The organism is Pseudoalteromonas sp. SR41-8 (genome assembly GCF_014163915.1).
In the GTDB taxonomy this organism is placed as follows: domain Bacteria; phylum Pseudomonadota; class Gammaproteobacteria; order Enterobacterales; family Alteromonadaceae; genus Pseudoalteromonas; species Pseudoalteromonas rhizosphaerae.
On the sequence record NZ_JACJEE010000034.1, the window covers coordinates 26,036 to 49,231 of the forward strand.

24 protein-coding genes are annotated in these 23,196 nt (G+C 36.5%); 15 read left to right on the top strand and 9 right to left on the bottom strand.

The annotated features are described in order from the left end of the window. The first annotated feature begins 116 nt into the window (after positions 1-116). Positions 117-827 carry an SIMPL domain-containing protein gene (locus H5162_RS17865; protein WP_182732073.1) on the top strand — a complete coding sequence of 237 codons (711 nt, stop codon included), beginning with the start codon at positions 117-119 and terminating at the stop codon, positions 825-827. A gap of 8 nt (positions 828-835) precedes the next feature. Here the strand turns inward: H5162_RS17865 and H5162_RS17870 are convergent, their stop codons facing one another. Further along, positions 836-2,185, bottom strand: coding sequence for a DUF2254 domain-containing protein (locus H5162_RS17870; protein WP_145233363.1), 1,350 nt, complete (start codon positions 2,183-2,185; stop codon positions 836-838). Positions 2,186-2,663: 478 nt separating this feature from the next. Here H5162_RS17870 and H5162_RS17875 point away from each other — a divergent pair, with 478 nt between their 5' ends. The 4 genes from H5162_RS17875 to H5162_RS17890 all read left to right on the top strand — a co-directional run bounded on the left by H5162_RS17875 (position 2,664) and on the right by H5162_RS17890 (position 5,247). After that, a complete protein-coding gene (locus tag H5162_RS17875) occupies positions 2,664-3,038 on the top strand; it encodes an MAPEG family protein (protein ID WP_145233364.1) in 375 nt (124 codons plus the stop codon). Next, positions 3,039-3,938 (top strand): transporter substrate-binding domain-containing protein, encoded by a 900-nt coding sequence (locus H5162_RS17880; RefSeq protein WP_145233366.1) that lies wholly within the window; start codon positions 3,039-3,041, stop codon positions 3,936-3,938. 5 nt (positions 3,939-3,943) lie between these two features. Then, complete coding sequence (locus tag H5162_RS17885; RefSeq protein ID WP_182779207.1) at positions 3,944-4,573, top strand: sulfotransferase; 630 nt, start codon at positions 3,944-3,946, stop codon at positions 4,571-4,573. 101 nt (positions 4,574-4,674) lie between these two features. After that, entirely contained in the window at positions 4,675-5,247 is a 573-nt protein-coding gene (locus H5162_RS17890; RefSeq protein ID WP_145233370.1) for a tRNA-(ms[2]io[6]A)-hydroxylase, read from the top strand. 73 nt (positions 5,248-5,320) lie between these two features. Here the strand turns inward: H5162_RS17890 and H5162_RS17895 are convergent, their stop codons facing one another. The 3 genes from H5162_RS17895 to H5162_RS17905 all read right to left on the bottom strand — a co-directional run bounded on the left by H5162_RS17895 (position 5,321) and on the right by H5162_RS17905 (position 9,885). Further along, on the bottom strand, positions 5,321-8,023 hold the full coding sequence (locus tag H5162_RS17895; RefSeq protein WP_182779195.1) for an ATP-binding protein: 2,703 nt from the start codon (positions 8,021-8,023) through the stop codon (positions 5,321-5,323). 60 nt (positions 8,024-8,083) lie between these two features. Next, positions 8,084-8,605, bottom strand: coding sequence for a hypothetical protein (locus H5162_RS17900; RefSeq protein WP_182732069.1), 522 nt, complete (start codon positions 8,603-8,605; stop codon positions 8,084-8,086). A 767-nt stretch (positions 8,606-9,372) separates the two neighbouring features. After that, positions 9,373-9,885 carry a hypothetical protein gene (locus H5162_RS17905; RefSeq protein ID WP_182732068.1) on the bottom strand — a complete coding sequence of 171 codons (513 nt, stop codon included), beginning with the start codon at positions 9,883-9,885 and terminating at the stop codon, positions 9,373-9,375. Between the two features lie 175 nt (positions 9,886-10,060). Between H5162_RS17905 and H5162_RS17910 the strand changes: the two genes are divergently transcribed. The 6 genes from H5162_RS17910 to H5162_RS17935 all read left to right on the top strand — a co-directional run bounded on the left by H5162_RS17910 (position 10,061) and on the right by H5162_RS17935 (position 16,384). Continuing rightward, a complete protein-coding gene (locus H5162_RS17910; RefSeq protein WP_259397336.1) occupies positions 10,061-10,288 on the top strand; it encodes a hypothetical protein in 228 nt (75 codons plus the stop codon). Positions 10,289-10,774: 486 nt separating this feature from the next. After that, entirely contained in the window at positions 10,775-11,155 is a 381-nt protein-coding gene (locus H5162_RS17915; RefSeq protein WP_145233960.1) for a response regulator, read from the top strand. Between the two features lie 27 nt (positions 11,156-11,182). Beyond that, positions 11,183-12,088 (top strand): MoxR family ATPase, encoded by a 906-nt coding sequence (locus H5162_RS17920; RefSeq protein ID WP_182779197.1) that lies wholly within the window; start codon positions 11,183-11,185, stop codon positions 12,086-12,088. 168 nt (positions 12,089-12,256) lie between these two features. Beyond that, the gene (locus tag H5162_RS17925) at positions 12,257-13,084 is read left to right on the top strand and encodes a DUF58 domain-containing protein (RefSeq protein ID WP_182779199.1); all 828 of its coding nucleotides are present in this window, start codon (positions 12,257-12,259) and stop codon (positions 13,082-13,084) included. Beyond that, entirely contained in the window at positions 13,071-15,065 is a 1,995-nt protein-coding gene (locus tag H5162_RS17930) for a DUF3488 and transglutaminase-like domain-containing protein (RefSeq protein ID WP_182779201.1), read from the top strand. Before H5162_RS17925 ends, H5162_RS17930 begins: the two co-directional genes overlap by 14 nt. Next, on the top strand, positions 15,062-16,384 hold the full coding sequence (locus H5162_RS17935) for a Na+/H+ antiporter family protein (protein ID WP_145233952.1): 1,323 nt from the start codon (positions 15,062-15,064) through the stop codon (positions 16,382-16,384). The genes H5162_RS17930 and H5162_RS17935 overlap by 4 nt, the downstream gene beginning before the upstream one ends. Before the next feature lie 174 nt (positions 16,385-16,558). On the opposite strand, the gene H5162_RS17940 is transcribed toward H5162_RS17935, so the two are convergent. The 3 genes from H5162_RS17940 to H5162_RS17950 are packed head-to-tail and all read right to left on the bottom strand — an operon-like array spanning position 16,559 to position 18,661. Next, the gene (locus H5162_RS17940; protein ID WP_064666260.1) at positions 16,559-16,990 is read right to left on the bottom strand and encodes an acyl-CoA thioesterase; all 432 of its coding nucleotides are present in this window, start codon (positions 16,988-16,990) and stop codon (positions 16,559-16,561) included. Between the two features lie 5 nt (positions 16,991-16,995). Continuing rightward, on the bottom strand, positions 16,996-17,811 hold the full coding sequence (locus H5162_RS17945; protein ID WP_182759275.1) for a M23 family metallopeptidase: 816 nt from the start codon (positions 17,809-17,811) through the stop codon (positions 16,996-16,998). Then, on the bottom strand, positions 17,804-18,661 hold the full coding sequence (locus tag H5162_RS17950; RefSeq protein ID WP_149981106.1) for a 6-carboxytetrahydropterin synthase: 858 nt from the start codon (positions 18,659-18,661) through the stop codon (positions 17,804-17,806). Before H5162_RS17950 ends, H5162_RS17945 begins: the two co-directional genes overlap by 8 nt. A 205-nt stretch (positions 18,662-18,866) precedes the next feature. Here H5162_RS17950 and fabA point away from each other — a divergent pair, with 205 nt between their 5' ends. After that, positions 18,867-19,382 (top strand): bifunctional 3-hydroxydecanoyl-ACP dehydratase/trans-2-decenoyl-ACP isomerase, encoded by a 516-nt coding sequence (fabA, locus tag H5162_RS17955; RefSeq protein ID WP_182779203.1) that lies wholly within the window; start codon positions 18,867-18,869, stop codon positions 19,380-19,382. A gap of 79 nt (positions 19,383-19,461) precedes the next feature. Here the strand turns inward: fabA and rmf are convergent, their stop codons facing one another. Then, on the bottom strand, positions 19,462-19,632 hold the full coding sequence (rmf, locus tag H5162_RS17960; protein WP_016707188.1) for a ribosome modulation factor: 171 nt from the start codon (positions 19,630-19,632) through the stop codon (positions 19,462-19,464). Positions 19,633-20,100: 468 nt separating this feature from the next. Here rmf and H5162_RS17965 point away from each other — a divergent pair, with 468 nt between their 5' ends. Further along, a complete protein-coding gene (locus H5162_RS17965; RefSeq protein WP_145233944.1) occupies positions 20,101-20,736 on the top strand; it encodes a TetR/AcrR family transcriptional regulator in 636 nt (211 codons plus the stop codon). 63 nt (positions 20,737-20,799) lie between these two features. Continuing rightward, the gene (locus H5162_RS17970; protein WP_182718836.1) at positions 20,800-21,792 is read left to right on the top strand and encodes an MDR family oxidoreductase; all 993 of its coding nucleotides are present in this window, start codon (positions 20,800-20,802) and stop codon (positions 21,790-21,792) included. A 203-nt stretch (positions 21,793-21,995) separates the two neighbouring features. On the opposite strand, the gene H5162_RS17975 is transcribed toward H5162_RS17970, so the two are convergent. Beyond that, positions 21,996-22,562, bottom strand: a complete 567-nt coding sequence (locus tag H5162_RS17975; RefSeq protein ID WP_149981103.1) for a hypothetical protein — start codon at positions 22,560-22,562, stop codon at positions 21,996-21,998. Between the two features lie 188 nt (positions 22,563-22,750). Between H5162_RS17975 and H5162_RS17980 the strand changes: the two genes are divergently transcribed. Next, positions 22,751-23,167, top strand: a complete 417-nt coding sequence (locus tag H5162_RS17980) for a VF530 family DNA-binding protein (protein WP_145233938.1) — start codon at positions 22,751-22,753, stop codon at positions 23,165-23,167. Positions 23,168-23,196 lie beyond the last annotated feature (29 nt).

The following is a 23,196-nucleotide window of genomic DNA, read 5'->3' on the forward strand; positions in this document are numbered from 1 at the left end:
CTGATTAACTAGTAAATTATCTAGAAACAGGCTTCGGCCTGTTTTTTTATGCTTGTTCATTTTAAATTAACCGCGTACGGTATCTAATAACGTTATTAAAACTATTAAGGATATGTATGCGTTATTTACCATTGTTAGCCGCGACTCTAAGTTTCAATGTATTTGCAGCCAGTACACCAGATGCCCCACACATTTACATTCAAGGCCAAGCGCAAATCTCCACTATTGCCGATAATGTAAAGTTAGGAGTTGCAATTGTTGAAGTTGATAAGGACTTGATGAGCGCTAAACAAAAAGCTGATCAAACTATGGCTAAAGCGATTAAATTAGCAAAGCAGCAGGGGATTGATGAAAAAAGTATTTATGGTTCACAAATCTCAATTAACCGAGAAAATCAATACAACCGTGAAACAGGTAAGCAAGACTTTATTGGTTACCGGGTTAGTCGCACACTTTCACTCACACTGACGGATGTAACAAAATATCCATTACTGCTGCAAAGTTTAGTGAACGCAGGCATTAATGAAATAAACCAAACTGAGTTCACATCGAGTCGTTTTGAGTCATTGCAAAAGAAAGTGCAAAAAATGGCAATTGCAGATGCTAAATCAGCGGCAAAAGAATTTGCTGCTGATTATGACGTAGAACTCAAAGGTTTGTATAGTGCTTCAAATGCCCCTATGAACGTATCAGCTCAACCTTATATGCGTGCTGAAAAAACCATGTTGTCAGACAGTAATTCTGGCAGTTTCGTCCCTGATGCCTATCATGCCGGCGAAATCACAATTTCGGCAGACAGTTACGCTATTTATCTAATTAAAAATTAACAGCCAACTCATTGGTGGCGAAATTTCGCCACCAATTTATCTCCCATTTCAGGGGAGATTCTCGCGATAGCATTAAGCATATTAATTATTTGGTCGCGATCATACTGATTACTAATATTCTCATTTACATCATCGATAATAGCATCTAAATAAGTAAATAGACTCTGCGCTGCTTTACTGTTCTGGTGGGTTCTGAACAAAATGTTTTTGAACGCTTCGAGTACATTATTCATCACATAACCATCACTTTTTGCATAGTTGCGGATTGGCGTGAAGTTATCATGCAATAATTCATCAAATGATGTTTCATGGAAATATAACAGTGGCTGTTTATCATCACTATGTTTTAAAGAGTAATTAACGTTATAAATGCTTAATCGATCAATGAGTAAAATACTGAGCATATCGATCGCCTTTACCGCAGTACCTGGATCGTTAATACCCGGGCTCATCGCTTTCACTGCAATCTCTGAGATCTGTGTCATTCCAAATCGATAATTGTCACTTACATATTCTTCGATATAAAAAATAAAGCAATTAAGTAAATCTTCAAGGAGTTGCTCGTTATCAGATAAATCATGATTACATTTTAAAAACGGATAGCCTTCAACAGTAAAAAAACCCTGCTTAACTACAACATAAATTTTTATATCATGTTGTTGGCAAAGGGCACATAGTTTATCGCTATTGACGCCTTTAAAGTAACCTTCAGTTTTACTTGAAATACTAGACCAATCGTCAAAGTTAGGAAATACATCGATAGGGTTATCTTTTTGCATGCTAATAATCGATTTCAATTCATTTTTAGTATTCTTATATAAGTCGTTTAATACGTTATCGACTTGAATAGCCCTTGAAATTGAATGGATGAAAAATACAAAAAAGCCTAACGATATCAGGCCAAAAACAAGTGAAAAAAGTATGCCCAATGAAGGAATTCCTATTTCACCATTATCCATAGTCCGGATGTTGATCAGCATAACGATTGAAAAAATAATACTGCCGAGATAAAAGCCCAAAACAAGTTGATGTGATTTACGCGTTATAAGCCCCGGTAATACTCTTGGTGATAGACTTGCGCTGGCACTATTAAGTACCACCATAACCATAGAAAAACTAAAAACAGTTAGCGAAATAATACTACCCGTTAATGTACTTAGAATCGTTCGTGCATTTTCTTCGCTATCAACCAATAGTACCTCAAGCAGCGATTTAAGCTCCATAACAAAAGACGTATACTCTGTAGTTGTTACAAGTACAGCAAACAATAAAAATATCACTGATAATAACGATGGATAGAAACCGATACTACTGACTAATTCTCGGTAATTATCGGCAATTTTTCGCGGAGTGAACATATATGAAACCCTAAGATGACTTAGTTGTTGTACCAACAACAGCTAATTTATGCAGTAAGCTTAACAACAAACTTTGTTTTACGTCTAATTATTAATAATAACGTTTCCAATATATGCATGTTTTATTAGCTGGAGGCTTAAAACTTACTTAGTATATGGACTCCTAATAGCAAGCAGCAAGATGTTGTAACTTTAATTTTACGGACCGCATTGAGCGTCTTGACTACAATATTAGCTTATTGCTTGATATGCGACGAAATCGTCTAAATAATAGACGTCATTGAGAGGGCATTGTATAAGGTCATTCTATTAATCTCAGTAGCAAGACCATACAAAGGTTAAAATAAGTGATGTTGTTTTCTGAGGTTGATTATCATTTGTTATTTAAATAACAATAGTTGTATAGTAATACGAATTATTAGGGGGACTTGGCAATACACAAGTTCTTATAAACTATTAGATAAAAATTAGGTTTATTGTGATCATATCTTTCTACGCAGCCATATTAGCTTTTATGTATATTTATTTAAGTATAAATGTTGTAAAAGTGCGAAAAGCAAATCAAATATCATTAGGTACTAACGATAACCAACAACTACTGAGAGCAACGCGAGCTCATGGTAATTTTATTGAATACGTACCTTTCGCGCTGATCCTTATTTTTTTAGCAGAGTACCAAGGTTTAAGCAGTCATTATTGCCATCTTTTAGGGACTTTATTAGTATTTGGTCGCGTATGCCACAGCATTGCGATTAATGATAATACCTTAAAACTTAGAGTTATAGGCATGCTATCAACCTTTGCAACCCTCGCGTTAAGTGCAATTGCGTTACTGCTCGGTCGTTTTTTCTAAATGTTTTGTACATGGCTTGCACTTTCTACATCATTGATAGTAAACCCTGTTAGTGCAGCTGTTGATCATAATGATCCGCGTCAAACACTGAATGTTATTTATCCTAAGCCAGAGCGTGAATACGAACTAGATAATTGGTATCCGCTAGAGTTACTCAAACTTGCACTAAAATATAGTGGCCAAGCGTATACCTTACAATCATCGATAAAAATGGTACAAAGCCGTTCTTTAAAAGAGCTAGAACACGGTGAGCTGGTTAATGTAGTATGGTCAATGACAAGTATAGAAAGAGAGCAGTTGTTTAAGCCTATTAGAATTCCAATTTATAAAGGTTTATATGGTTGGCGTTTACTACTTACTACTGAAGACAAACTTTCATTATTTACAGCCGTAAAAATGCCATCTGAACTTAAAAAGCTTTATTTTATTCAAGGACATGACTGGCCAGACACGGTAATTCTAAGCGATAACGGTTTTCAAGTTTCAACATCAACAAGTTATGACTCCTTATTTAATATGCTTGTTAAAGGACGTGGGGATGCATTTCCTCGCTCAATTTTAGAAGTTGATTGGGAATTAAAGCAGCTTGATGCAAGCGATCACATTACTACGGTGCCTAATGTCGTTTTTAATTATCCAGCAGCGATCTACTTTTTTGTTAACTCGCAGCGCGATGATTTACATAATGCAATTAAAATTGGTCTAGAAAAAGCACATCAAAATGGTGAGTTTGATAAATTATTTAATCGCCACTTCGCTGAAATTATTGCAAGCGCAAAATTACAAGAAAAAATGATTATAAAATTAGAAAATACACATCTTCCTCACTTAACTCCTATTAACAACAGTGCATTATGGTTTACTCCAGAAAAAAGCATTCAGTTCCACAAGTCATTATGAATCCAATAACTAAAATCTTTATAATTGGCCTACCTCGTACGGGCACAACCAGTGTATGCCATGCATTTTTACAACTTGGTTTTAGTTGTGCCCATACAGCCTATACCAAGCAATGTTTTAACCAAGCGCAAGTGATTGCTGACACACCAATTTTTAATGATTACGAATATTTAGATTCACTTTATCCAGGTGCTAAATTTATCTATTTAGAGCGGGAAGCAGAAAAGTGGCTGCCTTCAATTCGCCAATTATTACTGAGAATGCACACCAACTTAATGCGAGAGGATGGGGGTTTTAACCCACATATTAAGCGTTGTTATCTGCATACCTTTGGTAGTTTTTCTATTAATGAGTTACACAATGATGCCTATTTACAACAATGCTATGAGCAACACAAAAGTGCTGCACATAACTATTTTGCTAAGCGAGCAGCTGACTTTTTATCAATAGATATAGCCCATCCAAACAGTATTAATCAGCTTTGTGATTTTTTGCAATTACAAACTGAACTGACAAAGTTTGAAAAAATGAATATTGGCGGCAAGGTAACAGCTTGGAATGCAATAAAACATCCACTAAAAGTTGCATCAACAGCAAATGGTAAAATCGATAAATATCTATACCCAACATCTTGATAAGAAGTAACTACTCAAGGTAATTAAAAATTATTGCTGTAACAAGATTTTGTAGTTCAATTGCGTTAAAATCTCGCCATTAGTTTTTAGGTAAAATATTTATGTTCGAATTAAAATACCACACTCCATTTGCATGGACCGAAGCTGTGATGGCAGACTTTGACACCTTTTTACAAGATCATGCCGCTGCAGAAAAAAAAGCGTCCGGTATGGCTATGTCGATGTTGTCGCATTATCCAGATCGCCGCAAGCTTGTAAAAGCAATGACCGATTTAGCACTGGAAGAAATGATCCACTTTAAACAAGTATTAAAGCTATTGCTTGATCGTGATGTTAACTTAGGTAACGACCAAAAAGATCCGTACGTAAAAAAAATTCGCGCGATTTTTAGAAATGGCCGCGACGAGTTTTTAATGGATAGATTATTAGTAGGTGCCGTAATTGAGGCGAGGGGGCACGAGCGTTTCTCTTTAGTTGCACAAGCATTACCAATCGGCAAAGAAAAAGATTTTTATGTGGCAATAGCTAAATCAGAAGAAAAACATAAAAACTTATTTGTCGAGCTAGCTTATGAATATTTTGATAAAAATGAGGTCGATTCGCGATTAGAAGAAATTCTTATCGCTGAAGCTGAAATATGTAAAAACATCCCATTTACTGCGGCGCTGCATTAATCAGATCAGCGCTTGATAGTGCACGTTGAAGTGTATAACCGCTGAGCAGCAACAGCTGCCATATGTTCAGCCATTAATTTGGCTGATATTTGCTTGTATGTAACTCACTTTTTTGAATTTTTTTTGGTTGTAAGATCACTGGAAATTGGGCTACTACCTTAGTCCCTTTGCTGCTAGAGCTTCGCTTGATAGGCAGTTTATATTCTTTTGCAATACTATTCATCACGTAATAACCTAGGCCAAAATTTATAGAGCGGGTAAACATTGATAGGCCTTTACCGTTATCTAGTACCTGCAATATTAACTTGTTACCGATCTTATTTAAGTGAACTGTTATTTTAGTTGCACTTGCATGTTTAAATATATTCTCAACAGCATGGTATAACACCGCATAAATATCACACTGTAATTGTTTAGTAAGAACTTCATTACCAAGCGTGATATTGAATTCCGACTCAATACCATCCCTTGATAAACATTTAATATGTAGCATATCAATCGCTGTAGCCAAGTCGTTCTGCCCAAGGCTTGCATGGCTATTAGCAATAGGGCTTAAAATTTCATGTGCTTTTTTAAGTTTATCAAGGCCTTTACATACCATTATTTGATCTCCGCCACATAAATCTATGCCGTTTGCTAAGTTTATAGCAGCAACACTTAGCCCTTCACGCTGTAATTGCTTTTGATGTGACTTAAAAACACGGTGAAAACTCTGCAACCAAAAGAATACAAAGCTAGCAACACCTAAAAATAAGCTAATTAGTATTAAAGCATAAAACCACAAAGCACTATTTGAGCTATACCAAGGCCCACTTACAAAAAAATTGAAAGACTGTGGCTTACTCCACATACCTCCATTAACTTTGCTTCTATATTCTAATGTGTAATTATCAGGGTTTAGCTTATTTAATTGTATTAATGGGGTAGGGATATCATGCCATTCACTCATATTTAAGCGGTATTGATAATTAATGTGATCGCTAAGCGTGTAGCTATAATTAGTCAAAGCTATATCAAGCCAGCCAGAGTTATTCACTTTTAACGTTTCTGGATTTAAGTACGTTTTAGTGTTTGTTCTTATATAACTAATACGACTATTTGGTATAGTTTCTTGCTTTTTTCTTTCAACTCTTATTACGCCTTGGTTGCTAACCGCAACAATTTTATCACTAATACTTAATATTCCATTTGGTGTAAAAGAATGATCTCCTGTACCTTCTAAAAGATTAGTGTAAGCATCATCCATACTAAACTTGTGAATACCATGGTTAGTAGATAAATAGAGCTCTTGGCTCAATGAATGTAGCTCATTAATATATAGCGGGCTTACAATAGATTCCCACTGACCGTTAATTTTTCTAAATAAACCGCTGCCGTAAGTTGCAGCATAAAGTGTATTACCTAACAATTGAATATCTGCGATAGGTGCATATTTTTCAAGTTCAATCGAGGCATCACCCCGTTGATTAAAAGATATCAACCCCTTTTCATTAGCAATATAGAGTATACCTCCAAGGTTTTTAGTTGCCCAAGCAGTCTTATGCGATAGAAATTTATTGATATACCCTGAATCGAGTTGCGAAAGGGCTAAATCAAATATTTGAACTCCCTCATCATTTGTGGATAAGTAAATCTGTTTATTAATAACTGCTAAGTTAATTACATAACCTTTAAAGAACTGAGTAACAAGCTGTGTAGTCAAGTTAATAGCATATGCACCTAAATTAGTAGTAACGAACAGCGTGTCACCTTCTTGCTGTAATGCAGTGACAGAAAAACCAAGTTTTGAGATTTGCTGATTCAAATTGTTAAGAGCAGAATAGTGACCGTCAGAGTAAATATAAAGCCCGTTATCAGAGCCTATCCAGGTTTTACCATTTACTGTTGCGATCACATTGTAAATCGAAGCAATTGAAAGACGATCGAGTCTGACCTTAGATGAAACGACCTCAAAGCTATTAACATCTAATGCCCATAAATTTTGTTCATCATCAACAAACAAGTCTTTATATGCTTGAGGATGGGAGTTTATGCCTTTTTGTAACACTGATAGTTGTGTTATTTCAGCTTGGTTTATAGAGCCACGGTCTACATAATACAAAAAATATGGAGGTGAAAAGCGCAGATGTCTTGCACTTGTAATGTCGTCATTAAAAATTTTTATGTCATTCAAGTATGAATATAATGTCATATGATCATTTAAAAAATAAATCACTCCGTAAGGTGTAGCAACTAGCTCTCCGTCACTAACATGTGTGTCATCAATTAATCGTACACTCCTATTATTAATCACGTAGACACCGTCATTTGCCATAATGTACCCATGGTTGGCTGAGGCAGATACATCAAACATCTTATCTTTTTTACCAAGCGGCTCAGTAACTTCAAATGTTTCTAGATCAAGTAACGTTAATTGCTCTCTAGCTAACATAAATAAATATGTATTATTTACTGCCAGCTTTCTAGCTGCGATATCACTAAGTTTAACGGCTTCAAGCGTATTTAGATTAAATTGCCACACCTCTTTATCTTTATAGGCTATATACAAATAACCTGGTGATTGAAAGATAACATCACTTGTCCAACGCTTAGGTAAAATAGAGATACTCGAAAGGTTTAGGTAATGACTACCATCGAAACGATAGACACCATCATGTGAAGAAAAATAAATATTCTTGTTATTATCTTGGGTAGCGGCATTCAAATGCTGCATGTTAAATGCAAAACAATAAGTGCTACTCAACATAAAGAAGATTAAAAATAGTAACTTGTTCATAATGGTGTCCATTTTATTATTATTACCAATCAAATTGGCTTACACATTTCCTAGTGACCATTATTGTGCCGATGTTGGCCTGTGATCTCTAGAACCACAATATGGCTTTACAATTGGTAACTCTACGTTTAAATCATCAGAACGTTCAGATGTTAATGATTCCGCTTGATAATTTAACGTTTTTTTAACCCCTTTTGATATAGTACTTTTATACCAATTCTCATGAGCATTTTCAGGAGGAGTTACAACTAGAAATGTAGGCTTTCGAGGGTCAGCTTCATTTACTTTAGTGTTCCAACTATGCAAAACCTGATCACCTGCTGCGTTGCCGTACATACTTGCAAATGCAGTAGCAAGTAAATGCGCACCTGCATCACTGGTTATAATCATCGCCGTTTTAGAAAAGTCACTACCACAATCAAAGCTCATATCAACATTAAGCAATGAATTATCTGGTAGTAAAATATCTGCACTCATATATTGAATAACTGCACGATCTGCTTGAGGAGCAAGGGCTGCAACATTACAAATCGTTAATGTTGCACACAGTAAAGTTGCAATTTTAAATGTATTTTTAAGCATATTAATATCCTTTTTTACGCCATAGACAAAGATCCATCTGCAACAGTATCAACAAATACCTCACTCATGACAGTCAAAAGCTTTTGAGTCAGTATTGTTGTAACTTTTGCACATCAGAAGTTCACGTCTTGTAGGCAATTTTTTATAAAGTAATTTCTCTAAAACTTTTTCAACCAAAGTGTTAGCTACTAATCACTAATATTAGTTGGAGAAGTTCTGAGCTAGTTTTATTAACTTCATCTATTTCAACTGCCAAAATGCATAAATAAAGTTCCAGTGAATATTTTTTAAGGTACATACTAACAATTGTCCACAACACGGAGTGTTCTTATGTATGTGAATACAATAGCTACATGTAGTAAACCTTTATCATTATTTACTGCTAACTTTTCTTTTTACTTTTTCTAAAATACCGAAGTCAACATCATCGATATTATCGATAATGTTATTTAGCAAAAAATTTTGCATAGAATTAATTTAGCATGACTTCTGAAAAAATGATATTTGAAGAAATAAAGACCATTATTAGTCACTCTATGTAAATAACTATCACGAATATTGAATACGGCATTAGTTTGGAGCTATATCACTCATGATGAGCATAAAGACTTTTAAATGAAATTTTCAGACAAACTCGCATCTGCAGGTTATTCTATTGGTATTTAGTTAATGCAGAAACAATCCAATAGTGGCCGGAGTAGGGGGTTACCGTTAATATGATTTTATTACTTTTAAAAATGATATTAACTGGCTGAAACTCAAAATTTTTATTCTTTATTGTGCATTGTAACGGTTTGTTTAATAAGCTCAGATGTTAATTGTAGAGTTGTAGATTCAGATATTGATTTATTTGCAGATAGTTGGCAAATATAAAATAATCCCATGTTCAAAAAAGCAGTTCGTTCAGTAGTTGTTGTTAAAATATTTGCAGTTTGCTTAATTGAACCAGATAACTCAGCCAGCGCAAGCGCTTTTTCAGAACTAGTGCCTTGACTAGTTGAGACACTTGCGGCAGTTTTGGACAAGTTCAAAATAGCTTCTGAAATAGTTGCTTCACCTTTGCTATCGGTTGTTTTAATAGCTAATGCAGTTTGCATGCAAGCTCTAATTGTTCCATCTGGATCGTTTAAGATAACTGCAGCACTGGTATCTGGCTCCCAAACAAAGAGCGTACCAACAGTTTGTTCATTTTTATCGGCAATAGATATATAGGATTTTTTAAAGTATGTACTGCAACCACAAAGTATAGATGTAACAGCAATAATAGAAATAAGTTTCATATCGTACTCCTTTACATTAGTAACTAATATAAACATGGTTTACAAATATAATTATGTAAAGTTAAAAATGATTAGTAAGTAAATATGGTTGAAATTTAAGTAACAGCAGCAAAGTTAGCGCTTAAAAAGTCGATACCAGATAGATAGCTAGCAATTAACGCTAGGGCACTTGCCTGTGAATATACTAAACGGAATGTCACGTAAAAACGCACCTATATATAGTAGCGCTGTTACAGTTAGCAGCACTCAAGTTGAAAAGTTCTTAACTGGCCAACTGGCAATTGAGCAAGTACACGAACTAATGAACGCTGTTCAAAAACCAAATACGTTTGCTTATATAGGCAACCAAGTAAAAATATCGTACCAAGATTTTATGATCACGGCAGAGCTAGGCCAGGGTTAAATACCATCATAGCTGCCGGTAAAGTTTAAACATCGGCAGCTCATTATAGTTGTGTGTAAATGAGCAGTGCTCAAAGTCAGCTAATATAAAACAGCTTTTAAAGTGCGTTTAGAGTCAAAGTTAAACAACCAGCCATTAATAGTTAGTTATGTGTGAGTTAGGTGTTTGAAATTGGTGTAACTGATTTAACCTAAATTTGCATGCAAGTAGGGAAAATAGCGTTTATTAATTACGGTAATTAGGTTGTTACTTATAAAACTCACTCTATTTAACATAATATAAATTATGGGTTATTAAATATATTAATGCGAACCTCTGCAAATACACACCTAAAACCACCTACTAAGTCCAATACTAGACGGTATCGGACTTAGTGATGATTTATTTCAATAATACAGTTTAATTCGAGTATCTTTCTTGAGCTTCATTATCGCTTAGCATAGTATTAAAAATACAATTTAAGCTGTATCACAAGAAGTAAACAATATGGAATTTGTGCGCCCGTTAGAACCAATCCTAATAATTGATGATGTTCAAGATATACGTGACTACTTAAATCAGATCTTAACTGAGTTAGGTTTTGAAGATATTCTTGAAAGCAGAGATTTTGAATCGGCTAAAACGTTGATTGATGAAAAATCCCCGAATGTTATCTTTCTCGATATTGAACTTCCCGATACCGATGGTACAGAAATTCTTGAATACTTAAATGACAATTACCCACATACACATGTTGTCATGTGCTCTGGCCATAACAGCCTTGAAAATGTTCAAAATACTTGGGAACTAGGTGCTAAAGGTTTTATTGCAAAGCCATTTAATGCTAAAAAAGTTGATACTGTGATGAAACGCCTCGAACTTATTTAATGTAATTTATCAACCTACAAGGTTACTATGCAACAGACCGTACAAGCGATCATTGATGATTTATCTCAGGTTATTTTTGGCAAACAGCAACAAATAAAACTCGCGTTAACCTGCTTATTTAGCCAAGGTCATTTATTAATTGAAGATTTGCCAGGTATGGGTAAAACCACTTTATCGCATGCACTTGCTGCGGTATTATGTTTATCATATCAACGAGTTCAATTTACCAGTGATTTATTACCCTCAGACATACTGGGCTCAAGTATTTTTAATGCCAATGAGCATAAATTTACTTTTCATAAAGGGCCTATCTTCAGTCAAGTTGTTTTAGCGGACGAAATAAATCGCGCAGGTCCAAAAACACAAAGCGCTTTATTAGAGGCAATGGAAGAAAATCAAGTTACTATGGATGGTGATAAACATGCCCTACCAACACCATTTTTTGTTATAGCAACTCAAAACCCTTTATATCAATCAGGTACTTATCCTTTACCTGAATCTCAATTAGACCGTTTTTTTATGCGTATTAGTTTGGGTTTTCCACCTAAAGAAGCTGAACGTAAACTCATTTTAGGCCAACATAATCGTGATTATGCACACTTACCTGTACGTATCGATACACAACAATTAATTGAAATACAAAATAAAGTAAGTGCTGTTATGTTAAGTGAACCGGTTGTTGATTATATTTTGGCGCTTGTATCTGCTACCCGAAATAACAGCCAATTTGCTAATGCGTTATCTCCACGGGCCAGTATTGCAGTTGGCAAAGCCGCGAAAGCATGGGCGTTTATTGATGGTCGTGACTTTGTTACCCCTGATGATGTGCAAACTATTTTTGCTAGTGTTACCGAACATCGTTTAGGTCTGCAGCATGATGTTAGCTCACAACAGATCAAACAATTAATAAATACTGTTGATGTGCCACTTTAAGGTATGAACAATAAAACAGGAAAGCGCCCTACTTTTTGGTTTCAGTTTAAAGCTAAGATTTTCAAGCTATTACTAAGAAATAAACATAATACCGAACATCTTACCTTAACGCATAACACAATATATGTTTTGCCATCAAAATTGGGCGTGAGCTTTTTAGTGGTTACTATGCTTAATTTTATATTAGGCATTAATTATCAGAATAATCTGATTTTAGCGATGGCTTATTTAATGCTTGTAGTAATGATATTTTCGCTACTTATGGGTTATAGCAATCTTAAAGGATTAAAAATTGATTATAAAAATCATATAGCTAGCTATGCTCCCTGCTCTGCATTATTAGAGCTGCAACTAAAAACCGAAAAAAAATGTCAATCATTGCAGTTTATTTATGAAAATAAAACCCTCACAACCGTTGATGAAATAACCAGTCAAAAGCAAATAGTTAATTTAGATTTAGGATTAAAAGAACGTGGTGAATACCCCTTGCGCCGATTAAAAATAATCAGCAAGTACCCGTTTGGATTAGTATCGGTATGGAGCTATATGCAATTAGCACATACGGTATTTGTCTACCCGCAACAACTCAAACCATTGCATGAAGCTAGTTTGCAAAATAACCACAACACTGATGATGGCCTGCATAAAAACAGCCATGGTAGTGATGAATTTGATGGTTTAAATATTCATCAACCTGGTATGAATATGAAACGAATATCATGGAAACATTACGCAAAAACTCAGCAATTAATGGTAAAAGAGTTTGTAAATTATTCAGCCCAAAGTGTTGTTTTTGATTTTAATCAGTTACAAGGAAATACCGAATCCCGCCTACAACAATTAAGCTATTTAGTAACTCAGGCTTACTCACAAGGCGTTAGTTATGGCCTGCAATTAGAAGCAGGACTATACGCGATCAGTGATACCAAAGAACATTGTAAACAGTGTTTAGAAGCACTAAGCCGTTTTGCAAAGGATGAAAATGAAAGTCACTAATAATTTAACCGCGATCAATTTGTCGTTATCTATTGTTTATATTTTAGTGCTGAGTTTTATTTTTACTGAGTTACCTCCTCTATTTAATACATTATTAGCTAGTTTGTGTATTTGGAATCTAGCCGTTACCTTATTGAAAAGAAATAAACCCAATGCCATATTAGCAAATACTTTGGCCGGTTTGAGTCTATTGATCTTGTTTTATGACGTAGGTTTTAGCGATACGGTGACTTTATTTGTTGCGATGCTGATCCTCTCTAGCTTATTTAAATTACTGCAAGCCAATACAAAAAAGCATTATCAAACTATCATTTTGTTAAGTTTTTTTAGTCTCTCAACAGTATATCTATTTTCTCAGAGCTTATTTGTTACGCTAGTAATTAGCATGCTATATATTTTAAATTTTGCGCTTTTAGCGCTGATTGAATCTAAACATAGTTTAAAAATTGCAGCTAAAGACAGCTGCAAACTTTTGTTGCTAGCACTACCTTTAGCGATATTTTTATTATTATTGTTACCGAAACTTCCCGCATTTTGGCAATTACCGGGGCCAAAACTCGCTAAAACCGGTTTGTCAGAAAGTGTTGATCCATTTGATATAGCCAAACTGTCTAATTCAGATGAGTTAGTATTTCGAGCTAAATTTGATCAGCAAAAGCCATCTGCCCCCTATTACTGGCGAGCGATTATACATGATGAGTTTGATGGGAAACGCTGGTTAATATCGGATATTTTAAAAAGCCAACAAGTAATTGACCAAATCACCTCAGCTGAACGTGGTGAACCATTATATAGTTATCAAATTTTTGCAGAGCCTGGCGCTAAGCCTTGGCTTTATGGTTTACAGTTTACCGACTCGGCCCATCAAGATGTAAAAACAACCAGCAATGGATTACTACTGCGGAAACGTTTTTTAGCTAATAGTATTAGCTATACAGCCCAGAGTTATGCTTTTAGCTTGGCTGAACTCTCTCGCTCTGCACACTATCAAAACGTGCAGCTTAGTTTAGCTAAAGAGACTAATTTACAGTCGCAGTCTTTAGCTAAACGTCTATATGAACAACATAATAACAATGATCAGGCTTTTTATTCAGCACTGTATGACTACTTTGCCAATAATAACTTTAGCTATACCTTAACGCCGGATCCAATTACCGGTAACAACACCCTTGACCAGTTTTTATTTGCTAATAAACGTGGTTTTTGTGGCCATTATGCCAGCACAGCTGCATTTATGTTTAGAAGTGTTGGTATTCCTGCCCGCGTTGTTTCGGGGTACTTAGGTGGTGAGTATAATCAACAAAATAGTTATATGAGCGTCTATCAATATGATGCCCATGCATGGGTTGAAGTATTTATAAAAAATAAAGGTTGGCAAATTTTTGATGCAACTGCGGTTGTTTCACCTGAACGATTAAACGGATCTTTATCACAGCACTTGCAGCTGAATAGCGAATTTACAAGCAACTTGAGTTTTGGCTTATTACGATTGAGTAATATTGCTGGTATTAACTGGTTAAGGCTTAAGCTTGAAAATCTTGATTATCAATGGACAAATTGGGTGTTAGGTTTTGACCAGCAAAAGCAATCTTCCCTGCTAAAAGAATTATTCGGTAATAAACAGCTTTGGCAAATTTCACTGATGGTGATAGCAACCGTATGTTTAGCCTTTATTTGTTACTTTGTGTATTTGTCTTGGCCTAAAAAGCCAGAATCGCCAGCGCATTCACTCGCAAAAGACTACCTTACTGTTGTGCGTTGGTGTAATAAGCAAGGTATTTCTGCACCGTCAAATCAAACGCCGCTGCAATTTTTAGCATATGCAGCTCAACAGCTGCCTAACAAGCGGACATATATCATGCAATTTGCGCAATTATACTCCGATGTGCGTTATCGCCAGCTAATATTTAGCGCTTATCGTAAAAAACACAGTAAAAATCTGGTAAAATTAATTAAAACAACAACTAAGAGAACTCTATGAATGCAGTCGTGATTGGCGTTATTTTAATGCTTGGCCTTACTTTAGCCCGCGTTAATGTAATTGTTGCTATGACTTTAAGTGCTTTAGTCGCCGGTTTAACCGCCGGACTTAGCTTAAACGATACCCTAAACGCATTTAACGCAGGCCTCTCTGGCGGAGCTGAGATCGCTCTAAGCTATGCAATGCTAGGCGCATTCGCTGTTGCGATTTCAAAATCAGGCTTAACGCGCATTTTAGCTGCAAAACTACTCGCTAAAGTAAATAACAATAGTAGTAATAGCGAAACAAATTTAAGCTATTTTATTTTACTGATAATTTTAGTGTGTGCAATTTCATCGCAGAACCTAGTCCCAGTTCATATAGCTTTTATACCAATTTTAATCCCCCCGCTACTGGTTATATTTAATAAACTAAGGTTAGACAGACGTGCTATTGCCTGTATTTTAACGTTTGGTCTAGCAACCTCATATATGGTTTTACCCTATGGCTTTGGTGGAATTTATTTATACTCGATTTTACATAAAAACTTAGTGGAAAATGGCTTAGAAATCATTAATACCCAAGTACCTATGGCGATGATCATTCCTGCCTGTGGCATGTTAGTTGGGTTAATTGTAGCGGTGTTTATCAGTTATAGAAAACATCGGGATTATCAGCATGATGAACATCAAGAGCACGCAACTAATGTGGTTGTAGAACAACCTAAAAAAGTATTGTTAGTCGGTATTACAGCGGTATTAGCCTCTTTAGCAGCACAAAATGTCAGTGGTTCAATGATTTTAGGTGGCTTAGTTGGGGTGATGATTTTTAGTTTGTTTGGCGTAGTTAAGTGGGAGCAAAATAGCGACGTATTTAGTAAAGGCGTAGCAATGATGGCAATGATTGGATTTATAATGATCTCAGCTCAAGGGTTTGCCTCTGTAATGAAAGCGACAGGCGATGTGACTAGCTTAGTACAAAGCGCCGCATTGATTATTGATGGCAACAAACCTTTGGCAGCTGCACTAATTTTATTAGTTGGTTTAATGATCACCATGGGGATTGGCAGCTCATTTTCCACAGTGCCAATAATAGCAACCTTGTTTGTGCCACTGTGCTTAGAGCTTAACTTTTCAATGATGGCAACCGCAGCTTTAGTGGGAACCGCAGGTGCTTTAGGCGATGCTGGCTCCCCTGCTTCCGATTCAACCTTAGGACCAACTTCCGGCTTAAACGCTGACGGTCAGCATGATCATATCTGGGATTCAGTTGTGCCTACTTTTATCCACTTTAATATTCCATTGCTAATATTTGGCTGGATAGCCGCTATGGTGCTTTAATACCTTAAATGTGAGTAACCAAGTAGAGAATAGATTAAGCCCCCTACTTGGTTACTAAATTATTGTTTTAACGCAGATGCTAAAGATATATAACAGTGCAAAATAGTATGATGTGTTCTTTTTATAAAGCAAAGAAAGCACCATAAAAGTGCTTTCTTAACTTAACAACTCGGTTTAAAAACCATAAATCATCTTATCGCATACAACCGGCGTAGGTCTGTGATTGTCATCGACCGCAACGAATGTAAAACTCCCAGTAATTGCCGAGTGTTTATCATCCCTGTGCATTGTTTCTAAGAATATTTCAACGTCTACTCTTAAACTTGTATTGCCTACATGCACAACTTTTGAGATCAATTCAGCGAAGGTTCCAGCTGGAATAGCTTCTTTAAAATCAACTCTATCTGATGAAATGGTTACCAATGGTTTACGGCAAAAGCGCGTTGCAGCAATAAATGCAACTTCGTCCATCCATGCCAATGCATCACCACCAAACAAGGTATTGTGGTGATTAGTGCGCCCAGGAAATACTGTTTTTGTGACCGAAGTCGTTGAGTCTTTAATACGCTGAGCAATTATTTCTTCACGGTTTACTTGAGTTGTCATGTTCTCTACTTTTGGTTTGCTAATTTATCTAACATCATAAGTGCAGGATCAAGGCGTTCGCCTTTCCAATTAAAACGCCAATCCAGATGAGGGCCAGTTACACGGCCAGTCGCACCAATTTCAGCTATTTTATCACCGCGTTTAATGGTATCCCCTACTTTTACATCAAGCTTACTTAAGTGTATGTAGGTAGACGTGACACTGTGGCCATGATCTAAAATTAAAGTTCCGCCAGAGTAATAAAGGTCGTTATCAGCAAAAACAACGGTACCACTGACAGGCGCATAAACAGGGCTGCCTGTTTTGTTGGCTATATCTAAACCAAAATGTGGCCGACGAGGCTCACCATTAAAATAGCGTTGGCTACCATACACACCCGAAATACGCCCTTGTGCAGGTTTGTAAACTGGATCTAAAAAATACCTAAGCTCAGAGTCAACTTTTCGGGCATTTCTTACTGCCACAGCTTCGCGGCTGATACGTTCACTTACCGCTTTTGGCGGTGACACATATTTACTTGCCACTCCAGTAATTTTATCAATTTTATAATCACGTTTAGTGATCTCAATCGCTTGCTGATGTTTGACACCGTCTGCATCAACCCAGGCTAATTGATGGGTTAATTCAGCATCACGGCCAAAGCCAAATACAAACTCACCTTGTGCGGTGGTTTTTAATGCTTGGCCATTAAAAATAACTGACTTAACCCCATCAATTTGACCCGTCACTAACCCGCCTTGGGTTAAGTGACCTTTTAGCTCCACTGCATCAGCAAAAAAGCTCACAGTAGCAAATAACGAAACGGCTAATAATTTACGCATAACAAATGGACCCTTTGGCCACACCTTCGTATGCTGTGACTTTTACGTCATTGTCAGGATGCTGCGCTTTAACTTGCTCAGCAAGGTAACCTGCAATACATTCAACCGTAGTATCAATGGGTAAAATATCACACCGTTCTTTACTTATTGCCATTTCAAAATAGCCTTGTGCGGCGGTATAGGCAAAACAGAGGTCATTTTCTTTGGCGCTGATGTGCTGTAGCTGCGGCGCTTGAATTTGATCTTCTGCTGTCGCTAAATAAATATCTTGCCATTTATCAGCCCATTGCTTTTGTAAGCGTGGCATTGCCATTCCATCAAGGGCAATACCAATTTGCGAACGGTGACCATGAATAATACGCTGGCAATTACCGTCGTGCTTTTTAAGGCCATGACTATAGTGATAATAAAAGCTCTTACTATGCTCTGGCTTTAACTCAATTTCGATTTTATCGATATTGCTTGGTAACTGCGGCATGATTGTAGCAATTAAAAATTCAATAACTGACTGCTCATTAATAACATCAGCATCAATTAAACAAAACGCTTGGTTTGGCGCGCTCATTGCTAAGTGGTGATCATCACCAAAAGTACAATCAAGTGTTGTGTAGTCACCATGGTTTTCAACTTGGCCGTTAATTTGGTTGCCAATGGCCAGCTTGTGATCAATACATTGGTCGATAATGCCTTTGATTTGCTTTTTAACTAAGCCAAAATCAAGCACCATAGACTCTTCATTTAACTTGCCATGCAAGGTTAAATCAACAATCCAGCTCTCGCCAACTGCGCCTCGTTTATTACACAAGTAAGAAAAATCAATTACGGTAAGTGCGTTAACAAAAAGGATCATAAACTTCCTTTATACTGGTTAAAAAATCACGGTAATTATAATGATTTTTGCTAGTAATTGCGCGATTTAATCGTGTAATTAGCATGTTCTTCACCTAAGCGGTGGTATTTCGTGCAAATAAATTATTTTTTTTAACTGCTCCGAGTTGTTTAGCGTACAAGTGTACGCTAAAGTACGTGGCAATTTCTAAGCGATGAAAAGTGTTATGGAACCTAAAAATAGTTATACAAAAGAAGATTTGATCCTATGTGGTCAAGGTGAAATGTTTGGAGAAGGCAATTGTCGTCTACCAAGTGACAACATGTTAATGATGGATCGTATCATCTCAATCACTGATGACGGTGGAGAGCATGGTAAAGGTGAAATCGTTGCTGAGCTTGATGTTAACCCTGATCTTTGGTTTTTTGCTTGTCACTTTAAAGGTGATCCAGTCATGCCAGGTTGTCTTGGTTTAGATGCAATGTGGCAACTGGTTGGCTTTTTCCTTGGTTGGTCTGGTGGTCCTGGTCTTGGCCGTGCGCTAGGTGTAGGTGAAGTTAAATTTACTGGGCAAATTTTACCAACAGCAAAAAAAGTGACCTACCGTTTGACCATGAAGCGCGTTATTAAACGTAAATTATTCATGGGGATGGCTGATGGTACTGTTGAAGTAGATGGCCGCGTTATCTACGAAGCAAAAGATTTAAAAGTTGGTTTATTCCAAGATACTAGCGCGTTTTAATTTTTTATTAAAACCCAGCTACAAAAACGCCGCTGTTTCATAAACAGCGGCGTTTTTGCTTTAATTCAATACTTAAAAATTAGGTTTTATACATATTGCGATTTTCTATCGCTTCGCGCCAACCGCCTAACCACTCTGATTTTGGGTCTACTTGTTGATAAGGGCATAGGTCTTTTGAACGGCCCGCGAGGCCTGCTTTAAAGCCTTGAGAATGAGCTCTTTCTAACCGATCTCTTTTCTGTCTCTTCATAGGTAAATCCTCACCTTTTATATTTATATATTTGTAGTGTTCGTGACATCTACATTTAATGAATAGTTAATAAAACTGTTAAATTCAAATCACAAAAGCAATTAAATAAATTGACTTTAACTAAGCTGCTGATGCAAAAATGAATTAACATATAAAAAAGTAAAGTGGTCGTACCATCTTCTGTGCGACCCATATATGTACAAAAAATTACGACTATCTAATCACTAACACGCAGTTTCCTGCTCTAATTGTGACTGCGGTTTATGGATGAAGTTCCTATAAAAAATGTAATTATGACAAATTTATTTCAACTCATTAATAGTAAAGAAGTTTAATTTTTGAACTTATTTCAGACCACTTTACTGCGGCTTATTCGCACTTAATTAGCCCACATTTCACGTACACTTTTTTAAATTGTTTAATAATTAATCCTTGCATATATAAATACGATCGGTCTAATATGTGTTTATGCTAAAAAACAGTCAAAATCCACCACGACGTGGTCGCCCACCAAAAGTTGCCCGCAGTAATGCCGACACCAAAGCATTACTTATTGCTACGGGGGTAGAAACACTTACCGAGTTTGGCTTCAGTGCCACAGGACTTGATACTATTTTAAAAAAAGTAGGTGTTCCAAAAGGTTCTTTTTACCACTACTTTAATAATAAAGATGCCTACGGCTTAGCTGTTATAGACGCTTATAACGATTACTTTGTTGCTAAACTTATTCGCTATCTAGGGGCAAGCGATATCCCTCCTTTAGAGCGACTAATCAATTTCACCCAAAGTGCAGCAAGGGGTATGCAAAAGTACGATTTTAGTCGCGGTTGTCTAGTCGGTAATTTAAATCAGGAACTAAACCACCTCAGCGCTGACTTTAAAAATAAACTATTAACCAGTTACGAGATTTGGCAACAACATGTGCAAGTTTGCCTGGCACAAGCTCAGCAGGAGCGTGTTATTGCAGCCAACGTGAATACCACACAAATGAGTGAATTTTTTTGGATTGGCTGGGAAGGTGCTGTAATGCGTGCCAAGCTAACTAAAAATACTCAGCCACTTATTTTATATACTGAAATGTTTTTACGTGCATTGCTTAGGTAACGGCTTAAGTAATTGCTCTTTTTGCATAACAATTAAAAGACGATCGGTCTAAATGGAGTCCAGATGAATAATCAATTTAAAGCCATTGTTATAAATAATACTGACGATAAGTATACCGCGTCAGTACAAACACTAAATAATAGCGAATTACCCAATCTCCCTGTCAAACTAGATGTGCTTTACAGCACCCTAAATTATAAAGATGGTTTAGCTATCACAGGAAAAGGCCCCGTGGTGCGCTCATTTCCTATGGTGCCGGGTATTGATTTAGTGGGTAAAGTAACAGCCAGTGATTCTAGCGAGTTCGCTATTGATCAGTTGGTATTATTAAATGGCTTTGGTGTTGGCGAAAAATACTGGGGGGGGCTGGCTCAACAAGCCGCTGTTAATGGCGATTGGTTGATCCCACTCCCAACGTCGTTAACACCTAAACAGGCCATGCAAATTGGTACTGCCGGTTACACCGCGATGCTCAGTATTATTGCGCTTGAAAAGCAAGGCATCACTCCCGACTCTGGTGATATTTTAGTAACGGGTGCAAACGGTGGTGTAGGTAGTTTTGCCGTCTATTTACTTAATCTACTAGGTTTTACCGTAGTTGCAGCAACAGGTCGTGTAGATCAAAGCGAACATTTAAAACAACTTGGCGCCTCTGAAGTGATCGACCGAAATGAGCTATCAAATCCAGGTAAGCCATTAGCAAAAGAACGTTTTGCTGCAGCCATTGACTCAGTTGGCAGTCACACCCTTGCTAATATTTGTGCTTCTTTAAAGTATGGCGGTGTAGTTACTGCTTGCGGTTTAGCACAAGGCATGGATTTTCCTGCATCCGTTGCGCCGTTTATTTTGCGTGGTATTTCATTAATCGGCATAGACAGTGTAATGCGTCCTAAGGTCGACCGCATCCAAGCATGGCAACGTCTAGGTGAGCTTGTTGAGCAGAGCTACTTAGATAAAATATCGACTGAAATTAATTTAGAGCAGGTTATTAACGCGGCTGATGAGCTGATGGCCGGAAATATCCGAGGCCGTGTAGTAGTAAATTGCCAACAGTAAAAATAAGTTATACCAATCGTGTTAAGTTACTAAGTATTTATAGCGACATAGAAATGCAGTAATAACAAGACAGGAATTTTGACATGCCGTTGTTCTACTTGAAAAATTACTGACGTAGTTTTTAGCCCGCTAGAATGGTTAAATATTTAACTCAATTGGTATTATTAAAGCTTCTTGTAAAAGAAGCTTTAATTTCTTCGTCATTACACGCCTAAAGCAGCAAGCTTTTCGTTTAATTCGTCTTTTGAAATTAAACTCATTTCATACTGTTTTTTAACTTTACGAATAGTGTCGAAATTATCAAGTTTTAATCGTGCTTTAGCTAATTTCTGTTCTTTTTCTGCTACAGAGATCACATCAAGTTTAACGGCTTTTTCAAGCTTCTCTTTTTCTTGATCGTATTCTTTTTGAAAAATTGCTTTTTCTTGAATGATGATTTGATCTTTTAGCTTTTTCTCAATTTCAATAGCTTCATCTTCAAGCTCAATTTTTTTCTCAAGTAACGGTTCAACACGGTTTAATGCTTCTTGCAAAGCACTTTCGATATTTTGTCCTTGGTTTTCTAGTAAATTTTCGACGTATTTTTTACCAATATCTTGATAACCAATATTTAGCTGCCCTTCTATTGAAGTGATCTCAGAGCGGATCGCCGATAACTTTGAGTTCTCTTTCATTGAGGTGCTCATATCAGAGCTTAGTTTAGACGTTGATTCGCTGATATTTGAACCAATAGTGGTAGCTTGTGTTTTAATTTTATTAAAAAGACCCATGTATATTATTCCTTAAATCTATCATCCAATGTTGTGGCGTCATGCCGATGCTTATTAAAGCGCGCTAATATTACCGATAAAGTAAACAAATGTAAATTACACAAGCAAACTGACTTGATATTCTTGTATCAAATTATCGTGATAAAAATTATAATTCTGGGATTAGATTTTAGAAAAGAGTGTAAAACATGAGTAATGAAGATTTATTCGGCAATAACCCGCTACAAGGCGTTAAACTTGAGCAAGTTGTATCAGAGTTAGTTGATCAATATGGGTGGGAGCTTTTACATGCTTATCTACTGCTAAATTGTTTTAAAAACAACCCTGACATCAAATCTGCAGTTAAATTTTTGCGTAAAACCCAGTGGGCACAAGATAAAGTTGAAAACTTTTATCTTTATAGATTAAAAAATCTACCTAAACCCGATGATGTTCAATATGAACTACCACCACGTGACCGCGTTATTCCTGAAGATCATAAACCGGGTGAACCATGTGAGTTAAGTTTTAGCGACGCAAAACGTATTCAAGCGAAAAAAGAAGCCAAAGATCGTGCACGGACGCGTAAACAACGCTCAAATGCCAGTAATCCTTGGGGTAACTAGGTGCTAGGTGCTAGGTGCTAGGTGCTAGG

Excerpts from the sequence above, each read along its gene's own strand:
- H5162_RS17950 (WP_149981106.1), bottom strand. The coding sequence starts at position 18,661 with ATGATCCTTTTTGTTAACGCACTTACCGTAATTGATTTTTCTTACTTG.
- H5162_RS17925 (WP_182779199.1), top strand. The coding sequence starts at position 12,257 with ATGCTTAATTTTATATTAGGCATTAATTATCAGAATAATCTGATTTTA.
- H5162_RS17915 (WP_145233960.1), top strand. The coding sequence starts at position 10,775 with ATGGAATTTGTGCGCCCGTTAGAACCAATCCTAATAATTGATGATGTT.
- H5162_RS17970 (WP_182718836.1), top strand. The coding sequence starts at position 20,800 with ATGAATAATCAATTTAAAGCCATTGTTATAAATAATACTGACGATAAG.
- fabA (WP_182779203.1), top strand. The coding sequence starts at position 18,867 with ATGGAACCTAAAAATAGTTATACAAAAGAAGATTTGATCCTATGTGGT.
- H5162_RS17935 (WP_145233952.1), top strand. The coding sequence starts at position 15,062 with ATGAATGCAGTCGTGATTGGCGTTATTTTAATGCTTGGCCTTACTTTA.
- H5162_RS17940 (WP_064666260.1), bottom strand. The coding sequence starts at position 16,990 with ATGACAACTCAAGTAAACCGTGAAGAAATAATTGCTCAGCGTATTAAA.
- H5162_RS17905 (WP_182732068.1), bottom strand. The coding sequence starts at position 9,885 with ATGAAACTTATTTCTATTATTGCTGTTACATCTATACTTTGTGGTTGC.
- H5162_RS17890 (WP_145233370.1), top strand. The coding sequence starts at position 4,675 with ATGTTCGAATTAAAATACCACACTCCATTTGCATGGACCGAAGCTGTG.
- H5162_RS17895 (WP_182779195.1), bottom strand. The coding sequence starts at position 8,023 with ATGAACAAGTTACTATTTTTAATCTTCTTTATGTTGAGTAGCACTTAT.
- H5162_RS17900 (WP_182732069.1), bottom strand. The coding sequence starts at position 8,605 with ATGCTTAAAAATACATTTAAAATTGCAACTTTACTGTGTGCAACATTA.
- H5162_RS17975 (WP_149981103.1), bottom strand. The coding sequence starts at position 22,562 with ATGGGTCTTTTTAATAAAATTAAAACACAAGCTACCACTATTGGTTCA.
- H5162_RS17920 (WP_182779197.1), top strand. The coding sequence starts at position 11,183 with ATGCAACAGACCGTACAAGCGATCATTGATGATTTATCTCAGGTTATT.
- H5162_RS17865 (WP_182732073.1), top strand. The coding sequence starts at position 117 with ATGCGTTATTTACCATTGTTAGCCGCGACTCTAAGTTTCAATGTATTT.
- H5162_RS17965 (WP_145233944.1), top strand. The coding sequence starts at position 20,101 with ATGCTAAAAAACAGTCAAAATCCACCACGACGTGGTCGCCCACCAAAA.
- H5162_RS17945 (WP_182759275.1), bottom strand. The coding sequence starts at position 17,811 with ATGCGTAAATTATTAGCCGTTTCGTTATTTGCTACTGTGAGCTTTTTT.
- H5162_RS17870 (WP_145233363.1), bottom strand. The coding sequence starts at position 2,185 with ATGTTCACTCCGCGAAAAATTGCCGATAATTACCGAGAATTAGTCAGT.
- H5162_RS17930 (WP_182779201.1), top strand. The coding sequence starts at position 13,071 with ATGAAAGTCACTAATAATTTAACCGCGATCAATTTGTCGTTATCTATT.
- H5162_RS17980 (WP_145233938.1), top strand. The coding sequence starts at position 22,751 with ATGAGTAATGAAGATTTATTCGGCAATAACCCGCTACAAGGCGTTAAA.
- rmf (WP_016707188.1), bottom strand. The coding sequence starts at position 19,632 with ATGAAGAGACAGAAAAGAGATCGGTTAGAAAGAGCTCATTCTCAAGGC.
- H5162_RS17880 (WP_145233366.1), top strand. The coding sequence starts at position 3,039 with ATGTTTTGTACATGGCTTGCACTTTCTACATCATTGATAGTAAACCCT.